This window comes from Cytobacillus sp. BC1816, assembly GCF_051353635.1.
GTDB lineage: Bacteria > Bacillota > Bacilli > Bacillales > Cytobacillaceae > Cytobacillus > Cytobacillus oceanisediminis_C.
On the sequence record NZ_CP195611.1, the window covers coordinates 3,965,175 to 3,987,188 of the forward strand.

At 41.9% G+C, this 22,014-nt stretch carries 24 protein-coding genes; 5 read left to right on the plus strand and 19 right to left on the minus strand.

Features of this window, described 5'->3' with window-relative positions:
• Nucleotide 1 precedes the first annotated feature (1 nt).
• From accB to spoIIIAA, 9 genes are all read right to left on the minus strand, one after another.
• Nucleotides 2–502 (minus strand): acetyl-CoA carboxylase biotin carboxyl carrier protein, encoded by a 501-nt coding sequence (gene accB / locus ACR42H_RS20190; protein WP_436372867.1) that lies wholly within the window; start codon nt 500–502, stop codon nt 2–4.
• Between the two features lie 384 nt (nt 503–886).
• A complete protein-coding gene (locus tag ACR42H_RS20195) occupies nt 887–1,426 on the minus strand; it encodes a SpoIIIAH-like family protein (protein ID WP_113884395.1) in 540 nt (179 codons plus the stop codon).
• Between the two features lie 3 nt (nt 1,427–1,429).
• The gene (gene spoIIIAG, locus ACR42H_RS20200; protein ID WP_113884394.1) at nt 1,430–2,098 is read right to left on the minus strand and encodes a stage III sporulation protein AG; all 669 of its coding nucleotides are present in this window, start codon (nt 2,096–2,098) and stop codon (nt 1,430–1,432) included.
• Nucleotides 2,091–2,723, minus strand: coding sequence for a stage III sporulation protein AF (spoIIIAF, locus tag ACR42H_RS20205; protein ID WP_113884393.1), 633 nt, complete (start codon nt 2,721–2,723; stop codon nt 2,091–2,093). The genes spoIIIAG and spoIIIAF overlap by 8 nt, the downstream gene beginning before the upstream one ends.
• A gap of 12 nt (nt 2,724–2,735) precedes the next feature.
• Nucleotides 2,736–3,935 carry a stage III sporulation protein AE gene (gene spoIIIAE / locus ACR42H_RS20210; RefSeq protein WP_113884534.1) on the minus strand — a complete coding sequence of 400 codons (1,200 nt, stop codon included), beginning with the start codon at nt 3,933–3,935 and terminating at the stop codon, nt 2,736–2,738.
• A gap of 92 nt (nt 3,936–4,027) precedes the next feature.
• Nucleotides 4,028–4,417, minus strand: a complete 390-nt coding sequence (gene spoIIIAD / locus ACR42H_RS20215) for a stage III sporulation protein AD (protein ID WP_172581968.1) — start codon at nt 4,415–4,417, stop codon at nt 4,028–4,030.
• Between the two features lie 15 nt (nt 4,418–4,432).
• Nucleotides 4,433–4,639 (minus strand): stage III sporulation protein AC, encoded by a 207-nt coding sequence (spoIIIAC, locus tag ACR42H_RS20220; protein WP_009332905.1) that lies wholly within the window; start codon nt 4,637–4,639, stop codon nt 4,433–4,435.
• A 55-nt stretch (nt 4,640–4,694) separates the two neighbouring features.
• Complete coding sequence (spoIIIAB, locus tag ACR42H_RS20225) at nt 4,695–5,210, minus strand: stage III sporulation protein SpoIIIAB (RefSeq protein WP_113884392.1); 516 nt, start codon at nt 5,208–5,210, stop codon at nt 4,695–4,697.
• Nucleotides 5,211–6,134 (minus strand): stage III sporulation protein AA, encoded by a 924-nt coding sequence (gene spoIIIAA, locus ACR42H_RS20230; RefSeq protein WP_113884391.1) that lies wholly within the window; start codon nt 6,132–6,134, stop codon nt 5,211–5,213. It abuts the gene before it with no gap.
• A gap of 191 nt (nt 6,135–6,325) precedes the next feature.
• Here spoIIIAA and ACR42H_RS20235 point away from each other — a divergent pair, with 191 nt between their 5' ends.
• The 3 genes from ACR42H_RS20235 to ACR42H_RS20245 all read left to right on the plus strand — a co-directional run bounded on the left by ACR42H_RS20235 (nt 6,326) and on the right by ACR42H_RS20245 (nt 8,721).
• Nucleotides 6,326–7,708, plus strand: coding sequence for an alkaline phosphatase (locus tag ACR42H_RS20235; protein WP_436372873.1), 1,383 nt, complete (start codon nt 6,326–6,328; stop codon nt 7,706–7,708).
• Between the two features lie 64 nt (nt 7,709–7,772).
• The gene (locus ACR42H_RS20240; RefSeq protein ID WP_436372876.1) at nt 7,773–8,468 is read left to right on the plus strand and encodes an SIMPL domain-containing protein; all 696 of its coding nucleotides are present in this window, start codon (nt 7,773–7,775) and stop codon (nt 8,466–8,468) included.
• An 85-nt stretch (nt 8,469–8,553) separates the two neighbouring features.
• Entirely contained in the window at nt 8,554–8,721 is a 168-nt protein-coding gene (locus ACR42H_RS20245; protein WP_166672405.1) for a hypothetical protein, read from the plus strand.
• 36 nt (nt 8,722–8,757) lie between these two features.
• Here ACR42H_RS20245 and efp read toward each other — a convergent pair whose 3' ends face one another.
• The 4 genes from efp to ACR42H_RS20265 all read right to left on the minus strand — a co-directional run bounded on the left by efp (nt 8,758) and on the right by ACR42H_RS20265 (nt 11,592).
• Entirely contained in the window at nt 8,758–9,315 is a 558-nt protein-coding gene (gene efp, locus ACR42H_RS20250; protein ID WP_113884388.1) for an elongation factor P, read from the minus strand.
• 25 nt (nt 9,316–9,340) lie between these two features.
• Nucleotides 9,341–10,402 carry a M24 family metallopeptidase gene (locus tag ACR42H_RS20255; protein ID WP_113884387.1) on the minus strand — a complete coding sequence of 354 codons (1,062 nt, stop codon included), beginning with the start codon at nt 10,400–10,402 and terminating at the stop codon, nt 9,341–9,343.
• Between the two features lies 1 nt (nt 10,403).
• Nucleotides 10,404–10,850 (minus strand): type II 3-dehydroquinate dehydratase, encoded by a 447-nt coding sequence (aroQ, locus tag ACR42H_RS20260; RefSeq protein ID WP_113884386.1) that lies wholly within the window; start codon nt 10,848–10,850, stop codon nt 10,404–10,406.
• Between the two features lie 211 nt (nt 10,851–11,061).
• On the minus strand, nt 11,062–11,592 hold the full coding sequence (locus tag ACR42H_RS20265; protein ID WP_436372881.1) for a YqhR family membrane protein: 531 nt from the start codon (nt 11,590–11,592) through the stop codon (nt 11,062–11,064).
• 441 nt (nt 11,593–12,033) lie between these two features.
• On the opposite strand from ACR42H_RS20265, the gene ACR42H_RS20270 reads away from it, so the two are divergent.
• The gene (locus tag ACR42H_RS20270; RefSeq protein ID WP_372675453.1) at nt 12,034–12,420 is read left to right on the plus strand and encodes an SA1362 family protein; all 387 of its coding nucleotides are present in this window, start codon (nt 12,034–12,036) and stop codon (nt 12,418–12,420) included.
• A gap of 84 nt (nt 12,421–12,504) precedes the next feature.
• Here ACR42H_RS20270 and ACR42H_RS20275 read toward each other — a convergent pair whose 3' ends face one another.
• The 4 genes from ACR42H_RS20275 to ACR42H_RS20290 form a co-directional block, all read right to left on the minus strand.
• Nucleotides 12,505–13,389 (minus strand): patatin-like phospholipase family protein, encoded by an 885-nt coding sequence (locus ACR42H_RS20275; protein ID WP_113884384.1) that lies wholly within the window; start codon nt 13,387–13,389, stop codon nt 12,505–12,507.
• Between the two features lie 105 nt (nt 13,390–13,494).
• On the minus strand, nt 13,495–14,520 hold the full coding sequence (gene splB, locus ACR42H_RS20280) for a spore photoproduct lyase (protein ID WP_436372885.1): 1,026 nt from the start codon (nt 14,518–14,520) through the stop codon (nt 13,495–13,497).
• Nucleotides 14,521–14,664: 144 nt separating this feature from the next.
• Nucleotides 14,665–17,226: a vitamin B12-dependent ribonucleotide reductase gene (locus ACR42H_RS20285; RefSeq protein ID WP_113884382.1), complete on the minus strand. Its 2,562-nt coding sequence runs from the start codon at nt 17,224–17,226 to the stop codon at nt 14,665–14,667.
• Between the two features lie 346 nt (nt 17,227–17,572).
• On the minus strand, nt 17,573–18,409 hold the full coding sequence (locus tag ACR42H_RS20290) for a lipoate--protein ligase family protein (RefSeq protein ID WP_113884381.1): 837 nt from the start codon (nt 18,407–18,409) through the stop codon (nt 17,573–17,575).
• A gap of 182 nt (nt 18,410–18,591) precedes the next feature.
• Between ACR42H_RS20290 and ACR42H_RS20295 the strand changes: the two genes are divergently transcribed.
• Nucleotides 18,592–18,975 (plus strand): rhodanese-like domain-containing protein, encoded by a 384-nt coding sequence (locus ACR42H_RS20295; RefSeq protein WP_113884380.1) that lies wholly within the window; start codon nt 18,592–18,594, stop codon nt 18,973–18,975.
• A 232-nt stretch (nt 18,976–19,207) separates the two neighbouring features.
• Here ACR42H_RS20295 and gcvPB read toward each other — a convergent pair whose 3' ends face one another.
• Both gcvPB and gcvPA read right to left on the minus strand, forming a co-directional pair.
• Complete coding sequence (gene gcvPB / locus ACR42H_RS20300; protein ID WP_113884379.1) at nt 19,208–20,668, minus strand: aminomethyl-transferring glycine dehydrogenase subunit GcvPB; 1,461 nt, start codon at nt 20,666–20,668, stop codon at nt 19,208–19,210.
• Nucleotides 20,661–22,007 carry an aminomethyl-transferring glycine dehydrogenase subunit GcvPA gene (gene gcvPA / locus ACR42H_RS20305; RefSeq protein ID WP_436377032.1) on the minus strand — a complete coding sequence of 449 codons (1,347 nt, stop codon included), beginning with the start codon at nt 22,005–22,007 and terminating at the stop codon, nt 20,661–20,663. The genes gcvPB and gcvPA overlap by 8 nt, the downstream gene beginning before the upstream one ends.
• Nucleotides 22,008–22,014 lie beyond the last annotated feature (7 nt).

The following is a 22,014-nucleotide window of genomic DNA, read 5'->3' on the forward strand; positions in this document are numbered from 1 at the left end:
CTTATTCAGGCTTTACTAAAAATAGTGGCTGGCCATATTCTACTAACTGACCGTCCTTTACAAGCACTTCTACAATTTCGCCATTAACTTCTGCTTCAATTTCATTAAATAACTTCATTGCTTCTACAATGCAGACAATGGAATCTTTTGTAACCTTAGAGCCGGCTTTTACATATGCATCGGCATCAGGTGAAGATGATTGATAAAAGGTCCCTACCATTGGTGAGACAATCTTATGTAAATCTTCCGCGGCATCAGCCTGCGGTGCCGGTACTTGCGCTGGCGCTTCTGCTTTTGGCTCTTCCACAGCTGCTGACTGGACTGGCTGCGGAGCAGGAGCTGACGCTTGAACAGCCGCCGGCTGAATTTGCTGAACAACCGCTGCTTCATTGCCCTTTTTCTTCATCTTAATTTTTGAACCTTCATGCTCATATACAAATTCATCAATATTTGACTGATCAACCAATTTAATCAGTTCACGGATTTCTTGTACTTTTAACATTTTGGCACCCCTTGTTTTCTCACTGCATGACAATCCCTTTAATCCGTATACTTACTTTTATGCATAGAATAGAATAAGAACATACGGCAGGAATGTTCTGCATGATTTAATTATGACTAGATACTAATATCATACGATAAGACCTTATAAAACTTCAACATCCTATTATGTACTCGATAATAATTTCTCTTTCCATCCTTTGTTCCATTTTAATATTTTTCTAATCCTTTGTGAAATATTTCAGGGAATTCACATGAAATTCAGCCAGATTTCTATAGTAAACAGGACTTTTATATCATGCACATATAGGAAAAGTTTACCGAACATAATATAAACTGATAAAAAGGAGCCCGCAGGAATTTATGCAGGCTCCCTCTATATTATTTATTTCTCAACCTGGAATTCAACGGCTACTGCCTCAAGCTGTCCAATTTCGTTCCTTACTTCCTGAATGATATTGTTTGCAGCAGAAGCTGAATGATCTTTTGCCTTAACCGTAATTTGAACCTTCTTGCCATCAGCACGAACAAGTACATCTTCATAATCCATCGCTCTGATTAATGTTTCTAGCATCGCTTCTTTTTGAGCGATTTCATTTAATTCATCAATTTGATCTTTTGCCTTCATTCTTTCTTCAGCCGGAAGATCTGTTTGACCGAGGACCTCTGTAAGATCCTCTTTCATGCGGCTGCGCTCATCGTCAAGCTGAAGGCGCAAAGTTTCAAACATTTCATCACTGGCAGTGTTTGTAATGATCGCCTTGCCATCTTCACTTTCAACTGATTCCATTTCACCCTTTGCCTTCTCTTCCATAGCAGCCAGATCACTGCCTTTTTGCTCCGGAGATGTTACATAATATACAGATAATACAACCACCAAACTCAGCATTGTTAACAGCCAGACTGTTTGTTTCTTTAAAAGCATCTATTATTCCCCCTTAGTTTTTTTAGGCATTACGGATACTCTATGACTTGGAACATCGAGTGCCCTTGTTACTGCCTCAATAATCCATTTTTTCACTTGTATATTTTCTGCCCCTTTTGCCACGACCAGCACTCCCCTTATTTCAGGTTTCTTGGTTTCTATGACAATCGGAACCTCTTTTTCTCCATTTCGGACAATCACAAGCTGTTCTTCCTGTGACTGATCCTCAACCTTCCTTTTGCCGCCTTCCCGATCTGTTTCATCGGTTTTCTGTGTTTGGGTCGTTTTGTTTTTTTCAAGGACTTTCTTCTCTGTGGCATCCACATTTACCACAACTGTTGCATCTTCAACCCCTACGATTGCATCAAGGGCCTCTTTTATTTGAGATTCATATGCCTTTTCGTAATTGGAGATTGTATCATTTCCCCCAGATTTCTGCTGGCCGAATGCCGGCACCTCTTCTTCCTGCTTCACTTCTTCCCCATTTTTAAAAACGGACAAATCCTCGGTGGAGCTGTCTTCTTGAAACAGTGTATTGCTGATCAGCATGATCGCTGCTCCAAAAAGGAGAACAAGAAGCAAATAATGGAATTTCCCAGGTTTCTTGTCAGACTGCCCGTCTTTAGAAATTATCTTTTTTATCCACGTAAAAGGTCCTTTTTCATTATCCATCCTTATCCATATTCCCCCCTTCTGCCAGAACTTCGATTGAGTTTGCGTCTACATTCCATTTTTGTGCGAGAAAAGAAGCGATTCCTTTTGCGTCTTCATGATCGGGTCCGCTGGATGGAAGAGGTTCCCCGGTATTGATTTCCACTGTTTTAACCACTTCTACAGCTTCAGCTTCTGCATCTTCTGCTTTAAGTTGGATCATGACCTTTTGCAGGTTATCCGGGAAGGCTTGATCACTGCTTTCATCTAGTAAAATATCAATGTTCGCAATTTCCAGACCGTACTTTTCCATCAACTCCTCTTCTGCGTCCTTTTCCATTTGGACAGCCATTTGTTCTAAAATATATGCATCACTTGAGGCTTGTATTTCTTTTTTCTTCATTTCTATTAAATTTTCCATGTTTTTTTCACCAGATGCCTCAAAAACTGGCACTGAAACAAGAGCCTCTTCAAAATCACTTGATATAATTCTTAAAATCGGTGTAAGAATAATCGCAATCAGCAGCAGCCCCGTCACCATTTTTGTGTATTTCTGAAGCTTGGAATTGGGGAGGAGCATATCTATGACAGTGGCAAGCAGAACAAATAATATGATGTTCGTTACCCATTCTTTTATGAAATCCACTTCATTTCCTCCCTACCTGACCATCATGGTCAAATTACCGGCTGCTATTATAACCGTAATACTAAGGAAAAACATCAGGGAGACGATGGCCAGAGCAGCAAAAACATAGATGATGCTTTTGCTGATTATATCCAGGCAGGATATGATCGGCCCTCCCCCCAGCGGCTGCAAAATAGCTGCCGCGAATTTATATATAAACGCAATCATTAAAATCTTGATTGCAGGAAAAGCTGCGATAATAAGAAGAATAGCGACCCCTGCTATCCCAACAGTATTTTTCAATAGCACTGAAGCGCTAATTACTGTATCGGTCGCATCTGTAAACATCCTTCCAATGACCGGAATGAAATTTCCAGTAATAAATTTTGCTGTACGTATGGTAATTCCATCGGTAACCGCTGCTGAGGCTCCCTGAACTGAAATGACTCCCAAAAAGACTGTCAGGAACATTCCGAGAAGTCCTATGCTCCAATTCCGCAGCAGATTGGCAAGCTGGGTTACCTTGTAATGCTCTGACAATGTACTGACGATGCTTAACAGAGCGGATAAAAATAAGAGAGGAAGGATGACATACTGGATAAATAATCCACTGACATTCATCAGAAATAAAATCACCGGGTGGAAAAAAGCAGCGGATACCACACCTCCCGAAGAAGCAATCAGTGCAAGCAGCAGCGGTATTAGAGCCATTATGAATGACACCATGGTTGAAATGGTTTCCTGTGTGTAAGTGATCGCAACATGAAAGCTATTCAGTGCAATAATTATTAAAACCATGAAAACGATTGAATATGCCGCTTTACTTACAGTGCTTTTTTCAAATGAATTCTGCAGGGTCTGGAGGAACATGCTAAATACCGTCAGCAATATTAAGGTTCCCAGCAGTTTTCCATTTACAATAAACTCATGGAACACAAACTTCATTGCGCCGGCAGCCCACTCTTTTAGTGAGAATTCCTTGTCTCCCTTTATAAATTCATAGAGACTCCCCTTTTGGCTTTCAGGCAAAAAGCCTCCATACTCTGTTGTGATTTCTTCCCAAAACCCTTTCAATTCATTAATATCTAACTTCTCCACCTGTGATTCCACTAAATCCTGGGGGGATATCGTTTCCTCCGCTTCGCCGGTCTTAGGTGAGGCTTGTACAATTGGTGCCAGGAAAAAGAATAGAATTAAACTTAACCATAAAGTTTTCTGCATCCTTTGCTTCATTTTTTTCACCTCTTCTAAAGGACCCTGTCTATTGCCCAGCAATATGTGCTTGTCCATTCCGGCGGCCTGCCTATTCAGCAGGCCGGCGCAAGCTAGCTCGGAATCATGCGAATGATGGTTTCGATTAATACAGTAAGGATCGGGATAGCCATGGCGAGGATAAGTATTTTCCCGCCCATCTCAATTTTTGCTGCAATGGCCCCCTGTCCTGCATCTTTCGTAATCTGGGCTGCAAATTCAGCAATATAGGCTATTCCGATTATTTTTAAAATGGTTTCAACATATACGATATTCACCTTTGCATTGACGGCAATTTTTTCAATCATATGGATAATGGCATAAATTTGGTCGACCAGAAAAAGAAAGATGGCACAGCCGACAAAAACAATCAGTAAAAAGGCAAAATTGGGTTTTTGCTCCTTAACAATCAGCGCCAGGAAAGTAGCTACAAGCGAAAATCCGACTATCTGCAGAATTTCAATGGCTGAGCCCCCCTTTTAACCCTGAAACAAAAAAACAGATTTTATTTTTTGGAATAGGTTATCTACAATGGAAGCAACCATGAATAAGATATATATAAATCCGAACAGCGTCACCCATTGCGCGTATTCCTTTTTGCCCACCTGATCAAGAATAGTATGCAAAAAGGCTACCACAATTCCGACACCAGCAATCTTAAATATGATATCTACCTCTAGGCCCATCTTTTCTCCCCCTAAGCTCTGATCAGCGTCCGGCAATTCAGGCTGCCGGCGTTTCCTACATTAGTAAAATGATTAAGAGCAATCCGGATAAAAAACCCAGACTTTTGACCATTCTCTCGTATTTCACTTGTCTGTCATGTGCATCTGCTTCTTCACGTTCCAGGTGGGAAAGGGTCAGCATGATCTGCTTTTGCTGGGAAAGACGGTCATGTCTGCCAAGTGTTTCGCCAAATTGCTTCATGATCTCGAATTCCCCTTGTTTAAAAGCCGTCATTTTCCATATTTCCTTCAAACTTTCTTCCCAGGCGTCCTTTACGGTCGTCTCGGAATCAGTCAATTTCTTTGCAAAGGATTCAAAGAACCAGGATAACGGCTTGGAAAGCTGAGCAGAAAGTCTTCTGGCTGCTTCATGAAGTGGCGTATGGCCATACATAATTTCAGCCTCCAGCGACTGCAGTGCCGATTTAAGCTGACGAAGCTGGCGCGGCCGTTCGGTCAGATGCCTCGAAGCTTCAAATCCTGCCCACGTTGTAGCAATGATGATCAAAACTGCTCCAATAACCTTCATCATTTACATCACGCCCGCTTTATGCGGATATCCCGCACCGTCTGAGTTTCTAATGCACACAATGCTGCCTGGCCCTTCTTTCCTGCCCAGTTCAATAAACCGCTGAAAAATGCCCATTTCCAATATGGCTTGTAAAGTGGGGCGCTTTTTAATTTCCTCCAGAGAATTTCCATGTGTAGTCATAATCAGCTTTATTCCGGCATTTACAGCCTCCATTATGGCCTCTGCATCTTCATGCCTGCCAATTTCATCAACAACCAGAACCTCGGGGCTCATGGAACGAATCATCATCATCATGCCTTCAGCCTTTGGGCAGGCATCAAGGACATCAATTCTATTCCCAAATGTCATTTGCGGGATCCCGTTCACACATCCTGCTATTTCGGAGCGTTCATCCACAATCCCAACCTTGCTGGCAGGAAAGTCATCATTGGGATGACCAGATGAAATGATTCTTGCAATGTCGCGCAGCAAGGTTGTTTTACCAGTCTGTGGCGGACCAATAATCATGGTATGCAGCCACCCATCCCTGTAAATTCTGGGAATCAGATTCTGGGCAATGCCAATTTTCTCCCTGGCAATTCTAATGTTAAAAGAGGAAATATCCCTGATTGCCTTAACTTTCCCTTGATCAAGAATGACCTTTCCTGCCAGTCCTACCCTATGGCCGCCTTCAATCGTGATATAACCTCTCTTCAGTTCTTCCTCCAGTGTGTAAATAGAAAAGTGGCTTATTTTATTCAGCAAATGCACGGCATCCTCTGACTCAACTATATAAGGGAGATAATGCGGCATCCCCCTTGATGTCAGCTCAATGGGCCTGGAAATACGGACCCTGATTTCCTCCAGATCCTCTAAGATTTGCGGAGGGATTCTCTGTATTTGTTCGGCAATTTTTTTCGGCAAAAAGGCTATAATCGTTTCCATGTCTGCTCCTCCATTCATCATCTGATTTCGGACTAGCTTCTCATTATTTAAAATGTATGCCTGAGGCAAAACAATATGACTTAGATTTGCAAGCTTCACATTTATTTAGGACAAGCTTTTCGCTGAGTAAAAAAAGTCTTTTTTTCAAAAAATAATCCAATAAAAACGTTGTAAAAGGCTGGTGTCAATTTATGAAAGCTAAATGCACTTACATTCTGGTTATTTTTCTTCTTTTAGTCCTTGGCATCTTCCCTGCAGAAGGAATGGCTCATCAGGGAAATACAAAAGGACCGCGAAATGTCATTCTGATGATTGGAGATGGAATGGGAATAGGCCAGATTGAGATAGCAAGAAAATTGGAATATGGAAAGGATGGGCGGCTGTTCCTGGAGTCTCTTCCCCATACGGCATTGGTTCATACCGAATCTGCCAATAATTTCGTTACAGATTCAGCTGCTGGCGGCACTGCACTTGCAATTGGAAAAAAAACGAATAATGAGATGATCGGAGTCACTCCTGATGGGAAGGAAACAGACAGCATTCTGGATTTATTCAAGAAAAACGGAAAAAAGGCGGGGGTTATCTCTACAAATACAGTTACAGATGCAACACCTGCCGCCTTTACAGCAAGTGTTTCAAATAGATGGTCTGGACAGGAGGAAATCGCACGCCAGCAGCTGAATAATGAGGTGGATGTGTTAATGGGAGGCGGGAGAGCCTATTTCAGCCCGGAAAAGCAAAACGGGAAGGATTTAATTAACGAGGTCAGGATGAAAGGGTATGACTATGCAGCCAACCGGGAGGAAATGCAGAATGCCAAAGGAGAAAAACTTCTCGGATTGTTCAATAAAGGATATATGAACTTTAAACTGGACCGTCCTCTAAAAAACAGCAAAGAACCAAGCTTAAAAGAAATGACGGAAAAAGCAATCAGTGTACTCTCAAAAGGAAAACAGGGATTTTTTCTTATGGCAGAAGGCGCAAGGATTGACCATGCTTCTCATGCAGGCGATATTACAAGCATCTGGAAAGAAACCATTGAATTTGATGAAGCTGTAAAATATGCAGTTGAATGGGCAAAAAAGGACAAAGAGACACTGGTATTGGTTGCCGCTGATCATGAAACAATGGGAATATCAGCATCAGAACCGCTGGATATACAGCAGTTAAAAGAAATCAAGGCGACCCCGCAGTATATGGTCAGCCAATTTGCAAAAGGTGAAAATAGAGGTACTTACCGGTCAGAAAGCGTGAAGGATGTTTTAAAAAAGTATGCAAATATTGATTTGAACGAGCAGGAAATTAAAGCATTTAATGACAAGCTGGTGACTACTGACAGCCAAGTTTATCCCCAATATATAGCAGCATGGGAAATAGGAAGCCTGATTGCAGAAAAATATCATGGGGGCATTTTAACGAATAAAGTAAGATCTCTCAGCTCAACCGGCGGACATACAGGCAATATGATCCCTTTATTTGCTTATGGCAATGGGAGCGAAACTTTTACAGGAGTGATGGAGAATACAGATATCCCAAAGAGAATTGCGCAGCTGATGAATTACAGCTGGGATTAATTAAGTAGCATTTTATCTCTTTCCCCCGCGTAATTCTAGAATGATACCTCAATGAAAGCGGGGAATGAAATTCATGTATTATTATCAGCCCTTTGTCCGTAATTCTGTGCACACAGGTAGCCATTCCAGATCAAACAGAAATATTTTAAGGGTTTCAGGTGAGGGAAAGCTAGCTGTACAGCCTGACCAGGCTAACATAAAGCTGGGAGTTTTAACAGAAGACAAGGAGCTTCTGCAGGCACAGAAACAGAATGCAGCTGCCATTTCAAGTGTCAAAAAGGCTCTTAATGCTATTGGAATAACAGATCAGCAGATTCAAACTTCCGATTTCACCATTTTTCCGCAGTACGATTTTGTGGATGGCAAGCAAATTTTCCGCGGATACAGGGTTGAGCATATACTAGGCATTACTGTCGATGAGATAGAAAATACGGGACTTATTGTGGATACAGCAGTCAATAATGGTGCAAACACTATCAGAGGAATTCATTTCGAAGCTGAAAATCAGTCTGAATTGTACCAGCAGGCATTAAGTCTGGCCGTAATGGATGCTTACAAAAAGGCAGAAACAATTGCCTCTGCACTAAGAGTACAATTAATCAGCACCCCGTTATCCGTTGTAGAAGGAACTTTAGGCATGGAGCAGCCTGTTTCGCTTCAATCCTCCACTTTTGTTAAAAGTGCCGTCAGCACGCCTATCCAGCCGGGAACCATAGACATAGAAAGCCAAATCACAGCAGAGTTCACATATTATAGCTAAAAGATCTTCGTCTTATAATCATGAGGAAAAAGCTAATACTAATAATGTCTCACTGAGTAACTTACCAAAGAAATGAGGTTTAAGAATGAATGAGAACTTGGGTGAATTTTTAAAATATCAAAAAAAAGGCGACAGGGCTTATCTTGGCGGAACACGAGATAACAGAAATACTCCCGCATCTGACCCTGATTATAATAATCGCAATGATACTGACATATCCCCTGGAGCTGAAGGCAGGAAATATAAAGGATAAAAAAAAATCCCGAGAAGTCGGGATTTTTTTATCAAATTATGCACGGGACACGTAAGAACCATCAGTTGTATTGATGATCAGCTTATCCCCTTCATTAACAAAGAAAGGAACTTGTACAGTCAGGCCAGTTTCAAGTGTAGCAGGTTTCGTTCCGCCGGAAGCAGTATCCCCTTTAATGCCTGGTTCTGTTTCTGTCACTGTCAGCTCAACAGAGTTAGGAAGCTCGATTCCAAGAGACTCTCCCTGGTAAAGCATAATAGCAACTTCCATGTTTTCTTTTAAAAACTTTAATTCATACTCAATTGTTGATGCAGGCAGCTCGATTTGCTCATAAGACTCATTGTCCATGAAAACATGCTGATCTCCATTTGCATAAAGGTATTGCATTTTGCGGTTATCAATTTGCGCCTTCCCTACTTTCTCACCTGCACGGAAGGTTTTTTCCTGAATAGCACCTGTGCGAAGGTTGCGCAATTTGGAACGTACGAATGCCGCTCCTTTTCCCGGTTTAACGTGCTGGAAATCCATTACACGCCAAATGCCGTTATCAACTTCAATCGTCAATCCCGTACGAAAATCGTTTACAGAAATCATGAGTTAGTCCTCCTATTGTGTACAATTAAAGAATGATCAATTCTTTAGTAGAATGAGTAAGCGTTTCGTTGTGATCCTTTGTAATGACTGTATCATCCTCAATGCGGACACCGCCGAGGCCCGGTATATAAATGCCCGGCTCCACCGTTACAACCATTCCAGGTTCTAGGATAACATCAGACTTAAATGACAATGCAGGCCCTTCATGCACTTCAAGCCCGATGCCATGTCCGGTAGAATGGCCAAAATATTCTCCATAACCTTTACCGGAAATATAATCACGAGTTAAGGCATCTGCTTCTTTGCCGCTCATTCCCGGTTTGATGCCTTCCATCCCCCGCTCCTGAGCTTCCTGCACAATTGTATAGATTTCTTTCAGCTTATCTTCGGGTTCTCCAACAGCAACCGTGCGGGTAATATCTGAAACATAGCCCTTATAATAAGCGCCGAAGTCCAGTGTGACAAAATCGCCTTTTTCAATAACCTTATCACTGGCGACTCCATGCGGAAGAGCAGAACGGTATCCGGATGCTACGATGATATCAAACGATGATGAAACTGCACCCGCTTTTCTCATAAAAAATTCTAATTCATTCGATACTTCCAGTTCAGTAATTCCCGGCCGAATGACATCAAGAATATGTTTAAACGCAGCATCTGCAATGTCAGCTGCCACCTTTATTATCTTAATCTCTGATTCAGTCTTTATCAAGCGTAACTTTTCAATTGTGTCAGAAACAGGGACAAGTTCAGCGTTAACAGCTTTTTCATAGGCTTTATAGGAAGAAAAAGTTACATGATTCTCTTCAAAGCCTAGCTTTTTGATCCCAAGCTGTTCGGCCTGTTTAGCAACTTCTTCTGGAATTGCACCTGTATGTTTTACAATTTCATATCCTTCACACTGTTTAGCTGCCTGTTCGGTGTAGCGGAAATCGGTTATGAAGAGTGCATTATCCGCACTGATTAATACCACGCCGGCTGAACCGGTAAAACCAGTCATATAACGGCGATTGTAACTGCTGGTAATCAGCATTCCATCTATCCCAGATTCTGTAAAGCGCTCGCGTAATTTTTGTATTTTCCCCATCTTATCCTCTCCCCTTTTGAAAATCCAATAATGCATGAAAAGCAAGTTCATATCCTTTAAAACCCAGACCAACTATTTGCCCTATTGCAGCAGGTGCAATGACAGAAGTATGCCTAAATTCTTCTCTGGCATGAACATTTGAAATATGTACTTCGATCAAAGGTACCTGGATTCCTGCAACAGCATCTCTGATCGCATAACTATAATGGGTAAATGCCCCGGGATTGAAAATAATACCCTGTGTGCCATCTTCATTGGCGAGGTGAAGCTTGTCAATGAGTTCCCCTTCATGATTTGACTGAAAGCAGGTCACTTCTGTCTCAAATGAAGCACCCAATGCTTTCATATTTTGCTCCAGCTGATCAAGCGTCTCTTTTCCATAAACACCTGGTTCCCTTTTGCCGAGCAGATTTAAATTCGGCCCATTTAAAAGGAGTATTTTCCCCATGTTCAACCCCCTTTAACATAGTTGCTGACGGGCCTCTCTTTCTATTCAAGTCATTCTCCTGACAATATCGAAAAAGAATGCCCACTTAAGAACATTCTATCATAAAGCAAAATTTCATACAGTTCTGATGTATAGCGCTTTTCGCATAATTTTTCATTAGTTTTCTGCAATCATGTACAAAGATTTAACATTCGTGATTATTCTTTGTTCCTCAAGTTAAATCCGGATCTGTGCGGGCCTTTTTTTCATCTTCAGTCTTGCCTCTGATTTCTTGAGCTTCATATGAAATGGAATACCCTACGAAAACGCCAAATAATATATAGAAACAGATCGATGTAATAATTGTATTCCGCTCAAGATCCCAAAACGGGCTGATTCCAGGGAAGATTGGGTTGAGTATAAAAAATACGAGTAAAAAAAGGGCAACCCCATAGCCAGCCCCCACGAAAATACTTTGAAATTTCCGCAGCGCTGCATAATAAATTAAGGCCGCTACAATTGATATTGCCCCAATAAGGAGAATTGAGATCAGAGTTCCCAGCCAGCTCTCTTTCCAGGCCCCAATCGTCCAAGGTTCGAGAATGACATTAGGGCGAATTTCGGTAAAATTAAACACGTAAGCCAGATAGGCCAGGCCGCTCCAAAGAATGCCTCCAACCAATCCGGTAATAACCACCATTGCCATAAAAGACATTGGTTTTTCCCTTTGATCCTGTTCCAAGCGCTCCTTTTCTTCTGCCACTTTGCGCCACCTCCTTTTCCTATTATGTCCCCACGCATTTATTCCATTGCATCAGATTTAAAATAAATGCAGATTGGATTGACCCTCCTGCAAAGTTCGTTCATATTTTTTATATAATTTCCTATTGTATAGAGGTTTTATGAGATTTTAGGTCGAATAAAATAATTAATGATGCAGTCCTTTGATTTTGTGCTTATTTGAGGTAATCTGTGTTCCGGGACTTGTTTGCATAGCATAAATTTAAGTATAGGCAGCATGCAGGATACTTTATGGTAAAACATGCAGCTATTCCTGATACTTATTAAAAGTTATATTCTGCTGTTTAAATTGTAAAGAAATAGGAAAAGAAAAATATGAAGACAACTTTCATTAATTATTTCGATAAACTTTAGCTTATATAGTTTAAAAGCTTATAAAATTGCTCATCATGCTTTTAGGGAGGTGGCTTTCTTGAAAAAACCATTTACATTTTATATTGTCTCCGGGCTCATTTTGCTAGCTGTTATCGGAGTTGCCGTCAGCCTGATTTCAAATCCTGCCGGTTTTTTGCAGAGAATAGCTGTCATTGTCATCATTGGTGCTGTCGTATACTTTCTTTTTCAGCGCTTTAACAGATTTAATCCCTCAAAGCGGGAACAGCGGGCTTTTATAAAGGCAGCCAAAAAATCAAAAAGGCGCTTTAACAATAAAGAAACGGGCTCAGCCAATGGAAGAAAGGCTTCTGTAGGTTCCCTTACTTCAATTAAAAAGGCTAAGAAAAAATCTTCTCCTCACTTGACAGTCATAGAAGGCAAAAAAGGCAAAAAGAAAAATCGAGCCTCCCTTTAATTCGGGCTCGATTTTTTATTTATATATGAAAGAAAAGTCGAATTCCGCGGGAACCTTCAAGAATCGCGTTCCTGGCTTTTTTCATTAATAGCTCCATGATGAAAAAAATTGCTCCGCACATTGCCTGCCGTGCTCCAGAAGATCTTTTTTCTTCTGCTCGTTTATATTAAATTCCGCAGTCAGCACGCCATCCGTTGGAATGAAAATAATGTTCTGTGCATGTTTTCTTGAGATGTATCTGGCATCATGCGCATCCTTCATCGTTTCAAAAAGCGCAGCATACATTTGGATGGCGTTGTCAATTTTATTCGGCGGCCGTTCGCTTAAATTATGGCTTAACTTTATCCCGAGGACAGGCCTTATCTTTTTCACGTTTTCCTTATCAAAGAGCCACATGGGAAAATTGCTTAGAACCCCTCCATCCACAATGACACTGAAACTGCTGGATGTGTTGAGCTTAACCGGCTCAAAAAAATACGGGAGACTGCAGCTCATCCTTATCGCCTTTGCTACCGAAAACGAAGCGGGGTCAACCCCATAATTTACAAGATCATCAGGCAGTACGACCAGTCTTCCGTTTGTCAGGTCAGACGCTATGACTCTCAGCGATTGCGGAGGAAGATCTGAAAAGGTTCTAATCCCCCTGTCAGCCAGCTTTTGAGCAATCCAGGTTTCCAGTTCGGATCCTTTATATAATCCCAGCCGCCAATAAAGGTTAAGCCATTTTCCGACTGCGAAGGGAATAAAGGTTTTTCTTTCATCAAGAAGCTTTTTTACATCAAACTCATCGACGAGCCGATATATTTCATCACTTGTATAATTGGCAGCTATTAAAGCAGCAACGATGGAACCTGCACTTGTTCCCGCAACCCGCTTAAATCGAAAACCTCTTTTGTGAACTTCTTCATATGCACCGATTAACGCAAATCCCTTGATGCCTCCTCCTGAAAAAACCCCATCTATATACATGTAAGCCACTCCTGTCGATGTACTTGCCCATAGAGGAACTCTTACTTATACATCTTTAATCAGGAGCTTTTTAAAATAGTACGGCTGACAAGCAAAAACTCAGATTTAGGTGAAATATTGCACTTCTGCTTCTGGAAAATAAGAGTGAATATACCCCCTAATTGTATTTTCAAGATCCTTTGCTTCATCAGTCGGATAAACATACTTGCCTATTCCATATCTTCCCCACTTATATTTACGTTTTTCTTCATCCATTTCCAGCTTTGTTTTCGGGTAGCGTTTTTCAATTACCTTTTTGGCTGGTTTTGTAAATCTGTGCTGGATTAACTCGAAAGTTAATCCTTCCAGATTGATGCCTTCGAGCGACTTGCTTAACCTTTGAAAAAGTTCATGATAGCCTTCACGCCAATCATCATGCATGTAAATAGGCGCTACGATAAAGCCAAGCGGGTAGCCGGCATTAGCTACTTTGCGGGCAGCTTCAAGCCGATCATCGAAAGAGGAAGTGCCCGGTTCAAAGTTTTTTATTACAAACCGCGAATTAACACTAAATCGAAATCGGGTTTTCCCATTATGTTTAGCATCAAGCAGATGGTCGACATGATGATACTTAGTGACAAACCGGAGCTGGCCATACTCCGTCTGGCCAATAAATTCAATTGTTTTTTTCAGGGAATGGGTCAAATGATCAATCCCTACGATATCGGATGTACATGCAGCCTCAAATCGCGTAAGCTCCGGCTTTCTCTCCTCCATATATTTAGAGGCCTGCTCAAAGATTTCTTCAAGGTTTACATACGTGCGAATATATGGCTTGCTGCCAAGTGTGGTTTGCAGATAGCAATAATGGCAGTGGCCCATGCAGCCTGTAGCCAGCGGAATGGCATATTCTGCCGAAGGCTTGGATGTATCAAATTTCAGAGTCCGCCTGATGCCTACCACCAAAGTGGATTTCGCATTGCGGTACTTCTGCAATTCGTTATCCCCGGGAATATTTCTCACCTGGTTATGTGATGTTGTTTCCCTAATTTCTAAATTCATTTTTTCAAATTTTTCCTTTAGCTCTCTTCCTACTGGATATTCTAGAGCCTGAGGTTCTATATAAACTAGCTGAGGGATAAATGGCTTCATTAGGCATACCTCACTTTATCAATTTGTCCTGCCAGCGAAAATTGTCTGCAGAACCCTATGACTGTAGTATGAACCAAATGATCCAACAGCAAAAAAAGAAGATGGAACAATTATTTCCATCTTCTTGGTTTCTTTAAGTTATTTTTATAAACCGCATTTCAACTGAGCATTACAGTTTGTGCAAGTATTGCAGCCGCCGATTTCTTTGACTTTTCCTTTACGGCATACTGGGCATGTGTTGCCGACTTCCGAACCGATTGTTACATCGGTTGAACGCAGGTCGCTGATTGTATCAACCAGAACTACATGCTGCTTTGATTTTTCTTTTTTGACTGTATCTGTATCTTCAAAGCTATTCTCTTCAGCCTTCAGCGTCAATACTTGAGAATCGCGTGATCCGTCTACATAGACTGTGCCACCCTTTGCACCGCCGCGGTATAAGCGTTCATAAACTTGCTCAACCTGTTCAACACTGTAGCCCTTCGGTGCGTTTACTGTTTTACTGATCGAGCTGTCGATCCAGCGCTGTATCACACACTGAACATCTGCGTGGGCTTCAGGAGCCAAATCCATCGCAGCCACAAACCATTCAGGCAGGTTATTAGGATCTGCATCCGGATTGCGATCTAAATATTCCTGAACAATATCTGCCTTCACTTCAATGAACTTGCCTAAGCGGCCGCTTCTAAAGTATGAGAAGGAGAAATATGGTTCAAGACCTGTAGATACTCCAACCATGGTACCTGTGGATCCAGTAGGAGCAACAGTCAGCAGATGTGAATTACGAATTCCGCTTTGTAAAATGGATTCACGGATATCCTCAGGCATTTTCTGCATGAAGCCTGTTTCTGTAAAAGCTTTGCGCAGGCGATTTGTTTCTTCTTGATTTTCACCTGTTAAAAATGGGAAGCTCCCTTTTTCCTCCGCAAGCTCTACAGAAGCTTTGTAAGCAGTTGCTGCAATGGTTTCGAAGACTTTGTCAATCAGCACATTGCCTTCTTCAGAACCATATTCTGTTTCACAATAGATCAGCAGATCATGAAGTCCCATAACGCCTAGACCAACACGGCGCTCTCCTAATGCCTGCTTTTTGTTTTCTTCAAGGAAGTATGGTGTAGCATCTATTACATTGTCCTGCATACGTACTCCTACCTCAACAGTACGCTTCAGCTTTTCAAAGTTAACGGTCTTATTTTCCTTATCTGCCATTTCTGCAAGGTTCACTGCTGCAAGGTTGCAGACAGAATATGGCGCGAGAGGCTGTTCGCCACACGGATTTGTTGCTACAACCTTTTGTCCGTAAGCCTGTGCATTGGTCATGTCGTTGGCATTATCAATAAAGAAAATACCTGGCTCTGCTGAGTATGTTGCACAGATATTAATCAGGTTCCAAAGTTCTTTCGCTTTGATTTTGCGGTGAACTCGGACTTTATAGCCAAGTTTTTCCCACTCTCTGACGTCACCGACTTTATGCCATTCTTCGTTGTAGGTTTTCATGGTATCAGCATCATATGATTCAACATCCGGGAACCGAAGCTCATAGTCTGCATCATTTTCAACTGCATCCATAAATTCTTTTGTCAGGCAGACTGAAATGTTTGCCCCGGTCAGAAATTCAGAATTATGAACACTGTAAGTACCGCCAGTCTCCAATTTTTCTTCGGCATCCTTTATGATTTTATCGCTGAATCCGCCATAGCCGGGAATGCTCTTGTAATTAATAATACCCTGGTACATGGCAATTTCCTGTTCAGTAAATGGAGTGAATTTTAATTTTTCTTTTGCATATTTTTTTATTGTTTCATCATTTGTATTTTCAAGAAGGAATCGTAAAATTCTTGGGTTTTGCATTTTCGAGATGATGAATTCGATGATGTCCGGATGCCAGTCGGCCAGCATAATCATCTGAGCACCTCTGCGGGAACCTCCCTGCTCCACAAGGTGTGTAAGCTTCGCAATATCATCAAGCCAGGATACTGAACCCGATGACTTGCCGTTTACTCCTTTAGCCAGAGTGTTGCGCGGCCTTAGGGTTGAACCGTTTGTCCCAACTCCTCCGCCTCGGCTCATGATTTCCATTACCTGCTTGCGGTGTTCGGAAATTCCTTCACGGGAGTCCTGTACGAATGGCATTACGTAGCAGTTGAAGTACGTAACATCTGTGTCGGCACCCGCTCCATACAATACGCGGCCAGCCGGAATGAAATTCAAGTTTTTCAATTCCTGATAGAATTTTTCAAACCATTCTTTTCTCTTTTCTTCGGTCTTCTCAACAGATGCCAGGCCTGTTGCGTTACGCTTGGCGATTTGCTCATAGTAGATTTCAAGGGGTTTCTCGATTACATCAAGAGGCTTTGTAATAATGCCTGTTCTCGATTCTTCCGGATCATCCAGCACTCCTCTGTAATCTTCCTCTACTAATACCTTGGCTGTCTTGTTTTCCCAGTCAATATCCTGGATGAACCCTAAGCCGCGTGCCGGAAATTTTGGATCTTCCTTGATTGTGAGGACGACGAAGTCACCGTTTGTGAGTGTCACTTTCTCGGTGTCTTTGAAGGTGTAACGATCTAGCATAACTAAGCGGGAAACACCTTTGTGGGTCATTTTCATATCTGGGGTTACAGGGTGAACCTGAGGAAAAAGACGGATATCCTTGTTTAAACGATCAATGTTCAATTTCATTTTTTGTCCTAGAGCAACAGACATTGTTACAACTCCTTCTAAATTCAATTATCAATTAATGTGTAAGCATTCTGGCAGATAGGGTAAATCTATCTGTTTTAAAAGAGTACCCTAAAGTTACCATACCTCAAACCCCAAAATCAATATATAGTGTCCTAAATATTTTCGACACCACTATATATTGTGTTAAATTCAGCTAAAAGTAATTTTGTCAAACTTAAAATATACCAAAATTTAAAGAAAAACAGAGTTAATAGCCGATTTCCGACAAATAACGAAAAATTTTAACATATTTTGAAGCTTGCACTTTTACAGGGTAACAATTGGAAAAATATTCATTAAAAAAAGAGAAAAAGCGACTTTGCCGCTTTTATCTCTTATAGTTCCAGTCATCACTTTCATATCGCTCTTTTGCGATTTTTTGTACATATGCCATTTCTTCATCTGTAAGCCTGTAAGGTTCAAGTTCAATATTCAAGCCTTCTTCAAATCCCTTTTTGAAAGCTGTTTTTGCTTGATCCAGAGTAATTTTTTCAGCTGTCAGCTCATTTATGGCAACAGCTTTATTCTTAAAGGCTTTTTGCATTCTCTCTTTGACTCTGTCATTCGGATACTTGAACAAGCTGAACAGCTTGTCTTCATCCAAATCAAGCAAAATGGAACCATGCTGAAGGATTACCCCTTTTTGCCTTGTTTGTGCGCTCCCCGCCACTTTACGGCCTTCTACAACAAGTTCATACCAGCTGGGGGCATCAAAACAAACAGCAGATCTTGGATTTTTCAGAGAGTCCCTTTCATCAGCTGTCTTCGGCACTGCAAAATAAGCTTCCATCCCAAGTCCGTGAAAACCTTTTAAAATCCCTTCAGAAATAACTCTGTATGCCTCAGTTACTGTATTCGGCATATCGGGGTGGGATTCAGGTACAATCACACTGTAAGTGAGTTCATGTTCATGAAGCACGCCTCTTCCGCCTGTAGGCCTGCGGACAAATCCCAATCCATGCTGCTTCACAGCTTCCATATCTATTTCTTTTTCAACCTTTTGGAAATAACCGATTGAAAGAGTTGCCGGATTCCAGCCGTAAAAACGGATTACAGGAGGCATTTTGCCTTCACTGTTCCAGTCAAGCAATGCTTCATCCAAAGCCATATTAAAAGAAGGTGATCCCTCTTTCGAATCGATAAACCGCCAAACTTCTTTAGTCATATGTAGCCCTCATTTTCAGATTCTTTAACTAGTCATTTGCGGTTAATAGTCTACCAAAATTCCAGTGAAATTTAAAGCAAGTTGAATTTCCATAACAAATTTAACAGATTTCCTTTACTCCTATTAGGAAAGGCTTATATAATATTAGTTGGCTTACCTATGTGTGAAAGGAGAAAGACATATTGGAAACACTTTATTTCATTCTTATCATTTTGGGTGCAATCATTACCTATTCCGTGATAACCTGGTTTTATCAGCGCCGAATTGTTAAAACGCTTTCGGAAGACCAGTTCAGAGAAGGCTACAGAAAAGCCCAATTAATTGATGTACGTGAACCAAATGAATTTGAAAACGGCCATATTTTAGGTGCCCGCAATATACCGCTTTCACAAATGAAAATGCGCATGAAGGAATTGCGTCCGGACAAGCCAGTCTACTTATATTGCCAAAGCGGCATGAGAAGTGCGAGAGCTGCCCAGTTTTTGCATCGTAAAGGATACAAAGACCTTTCACACCTGCAGGGCGGATTTAAAAAATGGACAGGAAAAGTGAAAGCGAAAAAATAATAGCAATATTTGAAAAGACCCCGTTACCTTAACGGGGTCTCTTGATTGGAAAACCCTCTGCAGGTTCAATCATAATTCATTCCGAAAAACCGCTGTTTTTTCCTCATTTAGCTTGATTCTTTTCCCCGGAATCGCTGCATTACTCACGAATTTCCTTATTCCTTCACAGAGTTCAGATAATAGTCAATATACCGAAAAAAAGAGTGCCCTCTTAAGGACACCCATTTTCGTTTTATTGTTTTTGATAGCGAAGAACCGGCTTTCTTGCAGCCATTGTTTCATCCAGACGGCCAATTACTGTTGTGTGAGGTGCTTCCTGAACAATCTCAGGGTTTTCCTCAGCTTCTTTAGCTATTTGAATCATGGCGTCGACAAAAGCGTCCAGCGTTTCTTTTGATTCTGTTTCTGTCGGCTCAATCATTATGCACTCTTCCACGTTAAGCGGGAAGTAGATGGTTGGGGGATGGTAGCCAAAGTCAAGAAGGCGCTTGGCAATATCCAATGTACGCACGCCAAGTTTCTTTTGGCGCTTTCCGCTTAAAACGAATTCATGCTTGCAATGTCTGTCAAATGGCAGGTCAAAGAATGGCGCAAGCCTTCTCATCATATAGTTTGCGTTTAATACCGCATTTTCCGTAACTGCCTTCAGTCCATCTGGCCCCATAGTACGGATATAAGTATAAGCCCGGACATTGATTCCGAAGTTTCCGTAATATGGCTTTACTCGGCCGATTGATTGCGGACGGTCATAATCAAATTCATATTGGTCACCGTTCTTAACCAAAACAGGCTTCGGAAGGTAAGGAATCAGATCCTCTTTTACGCCTACTGGCCCTGATCCCGGTCCGCCGCCGCCATGCGGTCCTGTAAAGGTTTTATGCAGGTTAAGGTGAACAACGTCAAACCCCATATCTCCCGGACGTGCTTTTGAAAGTACAGCATTCAGGTTAGCTCCATCATAGTACAGCTTCCCGCCGGCGCCGTGAACAATCTCAGCCATTTCAAGAATGTTTTCTTCAAACAAACCTAAAGTATTCGGGTTAGTCAGCATAAGGGCAGCAGTGTCCTCGCCAACCACTCGTCTTAAATCCTCTAAATCCACCAGCCCATTTTCATTAGATTTAACAGTTACTGTTTCAAAGCCTGCGACTGTCGCGGATGCAGGATTTGTTCCGTGGGCAGAGTCAGGAACGACTACTTTTGTACGCTTTGTATCGCCATTCGCCTCATGATAAGCACGGATCATCATTAATCCAGTCCATTCTCCGTGTGCTCCTGCAGCTGGCTGAAGCGTAACCTCATCCATTCCCGTAATTTCAATCAGATGCTCCTGCAGATCATACATCAGTTCCAGAGCCCCTTGAACAGAGCTTTCATCCTGCAGCGGGTGCAAGTGGGCAAAACCATTGAAGCGCGCTACATTCTCATTGATTTTAGGGTTGTATTTCATTGTGCAGGAACCCAGTGGATAAAACCCTGAATCAACGCCATGATTGCGTTTGGAAAGTGCAGTATAATGACGCATGATATCAAGTTCAGACACTTCCGGCAGCTCAGGCTCTTCCTCTCGCAGGTAGCCTTCGGGAAGAAGTTCGCCCAGGTCAATTTCTGGAATATCCATTTCAGGCAGGCTATAGCCGATACGGCCTTCTGTGCTTAATTCAAAGATGAGTGGCTGATCTTCCTTATGCATGGTAATCCCCCATTTCTTTAACGAATGCATCGATTTCATCCTTCGTTCTCAATTCCGTTACAGCAACAAGCATATGATTTTTCAGGTCAGAATAATCTCTGCCCAAATCGTAGCCGCCAATAATGCCCTTTTCCAGAAGCTTTTGATTTACTTCTTTAACAGGCTTATTCAACTTGATGACAAATTCATTAAATGAAGAGCCCTCAAATGGAACTTCAAAGCCGGCAGCCTTAAATTGCTGTTTTGCATAATGGGCCTTTTGCATGTTGGCAGCAGCCATTTCCTTTACGCCCTTCTTGCCAAGAGCTGTCATCGCTACAGATGCGGCAAGTGCGTTTAGAGCCTGATTGGAACAAATATTTGAGGTTGCCTTATCGCGTCGGATATGCTGTTCACGTGCCTGAAGAGTAAGCACGAATCCGCGGCGCCCCTGATCGTCTACCGTTTGTCCGACAAGACGTCCCGGCACTTTCCTCATTAGCTTGGATGTTACGGCAAAATATCCGCAATGGGGGCCTCCGAAAGCTGTAGGAATTCCGAAAACCTGGGCATCTCCTGCTACAATGTCTGCTCCGAATTTACCCGGAGGTGTCAGTGCGCCAAGTGCAAGCGGGTTGCTTGAAACAACAAACATGGATTTATGGGCATGGATAATCTCCTCAAGCTCTTTTAAAGGCTCGACTCTGCCAAAAAAGTTAGGATACTGTACAATGACAGCTGCGATATCATCGCCTATCATTCCATTTAGAGCTTCAAGATCTGTGATGCCGTCTTTATGAGGGATTTCAATCACTTCAATATATTGGCCCTTTGCGTATGTCTTGACTACTTCTTTAGATTCAGGGTGAACCGCGCTGGAGATAAGAACTTTCTTGCGGCGTGTGCTGCCTGCGCTAAGCATGGCTGCTTCAGCAAGGGCTGTTCCGCCATCATACATAGATGAGTTGGCAACATCCATTCCTGTTAACTCACAGATCATTGTCTGGAATTCAAATATTGCCTGAAGCTCTCCCTGGGAGATTTCCGGCTGGTAAGGAGTATAGGCCGTATAAAACTCTGAACGTGATAGCACATGATCAACAATGATTGGCATGTAATGATCATAAACACCTGCACCAAGGAAAGATGTATTTGTACGAAGATCAGCATTTTTCTGAGCCATTTTAGTAAGCTCTTTCAGTAAGGCTGTCTCTGATTTTGCCGGCTTGATTTTATATTCACCCTTAAACCTTACACTTTCGGGAATATCACTGAATAGTTCTTCCACAGAACTGACGCCGATTTTTTCAAGCATTGCTTTCTGGTCAGACTCTGTCATCGGTAAATAGCGATGTTTCATCATTTTC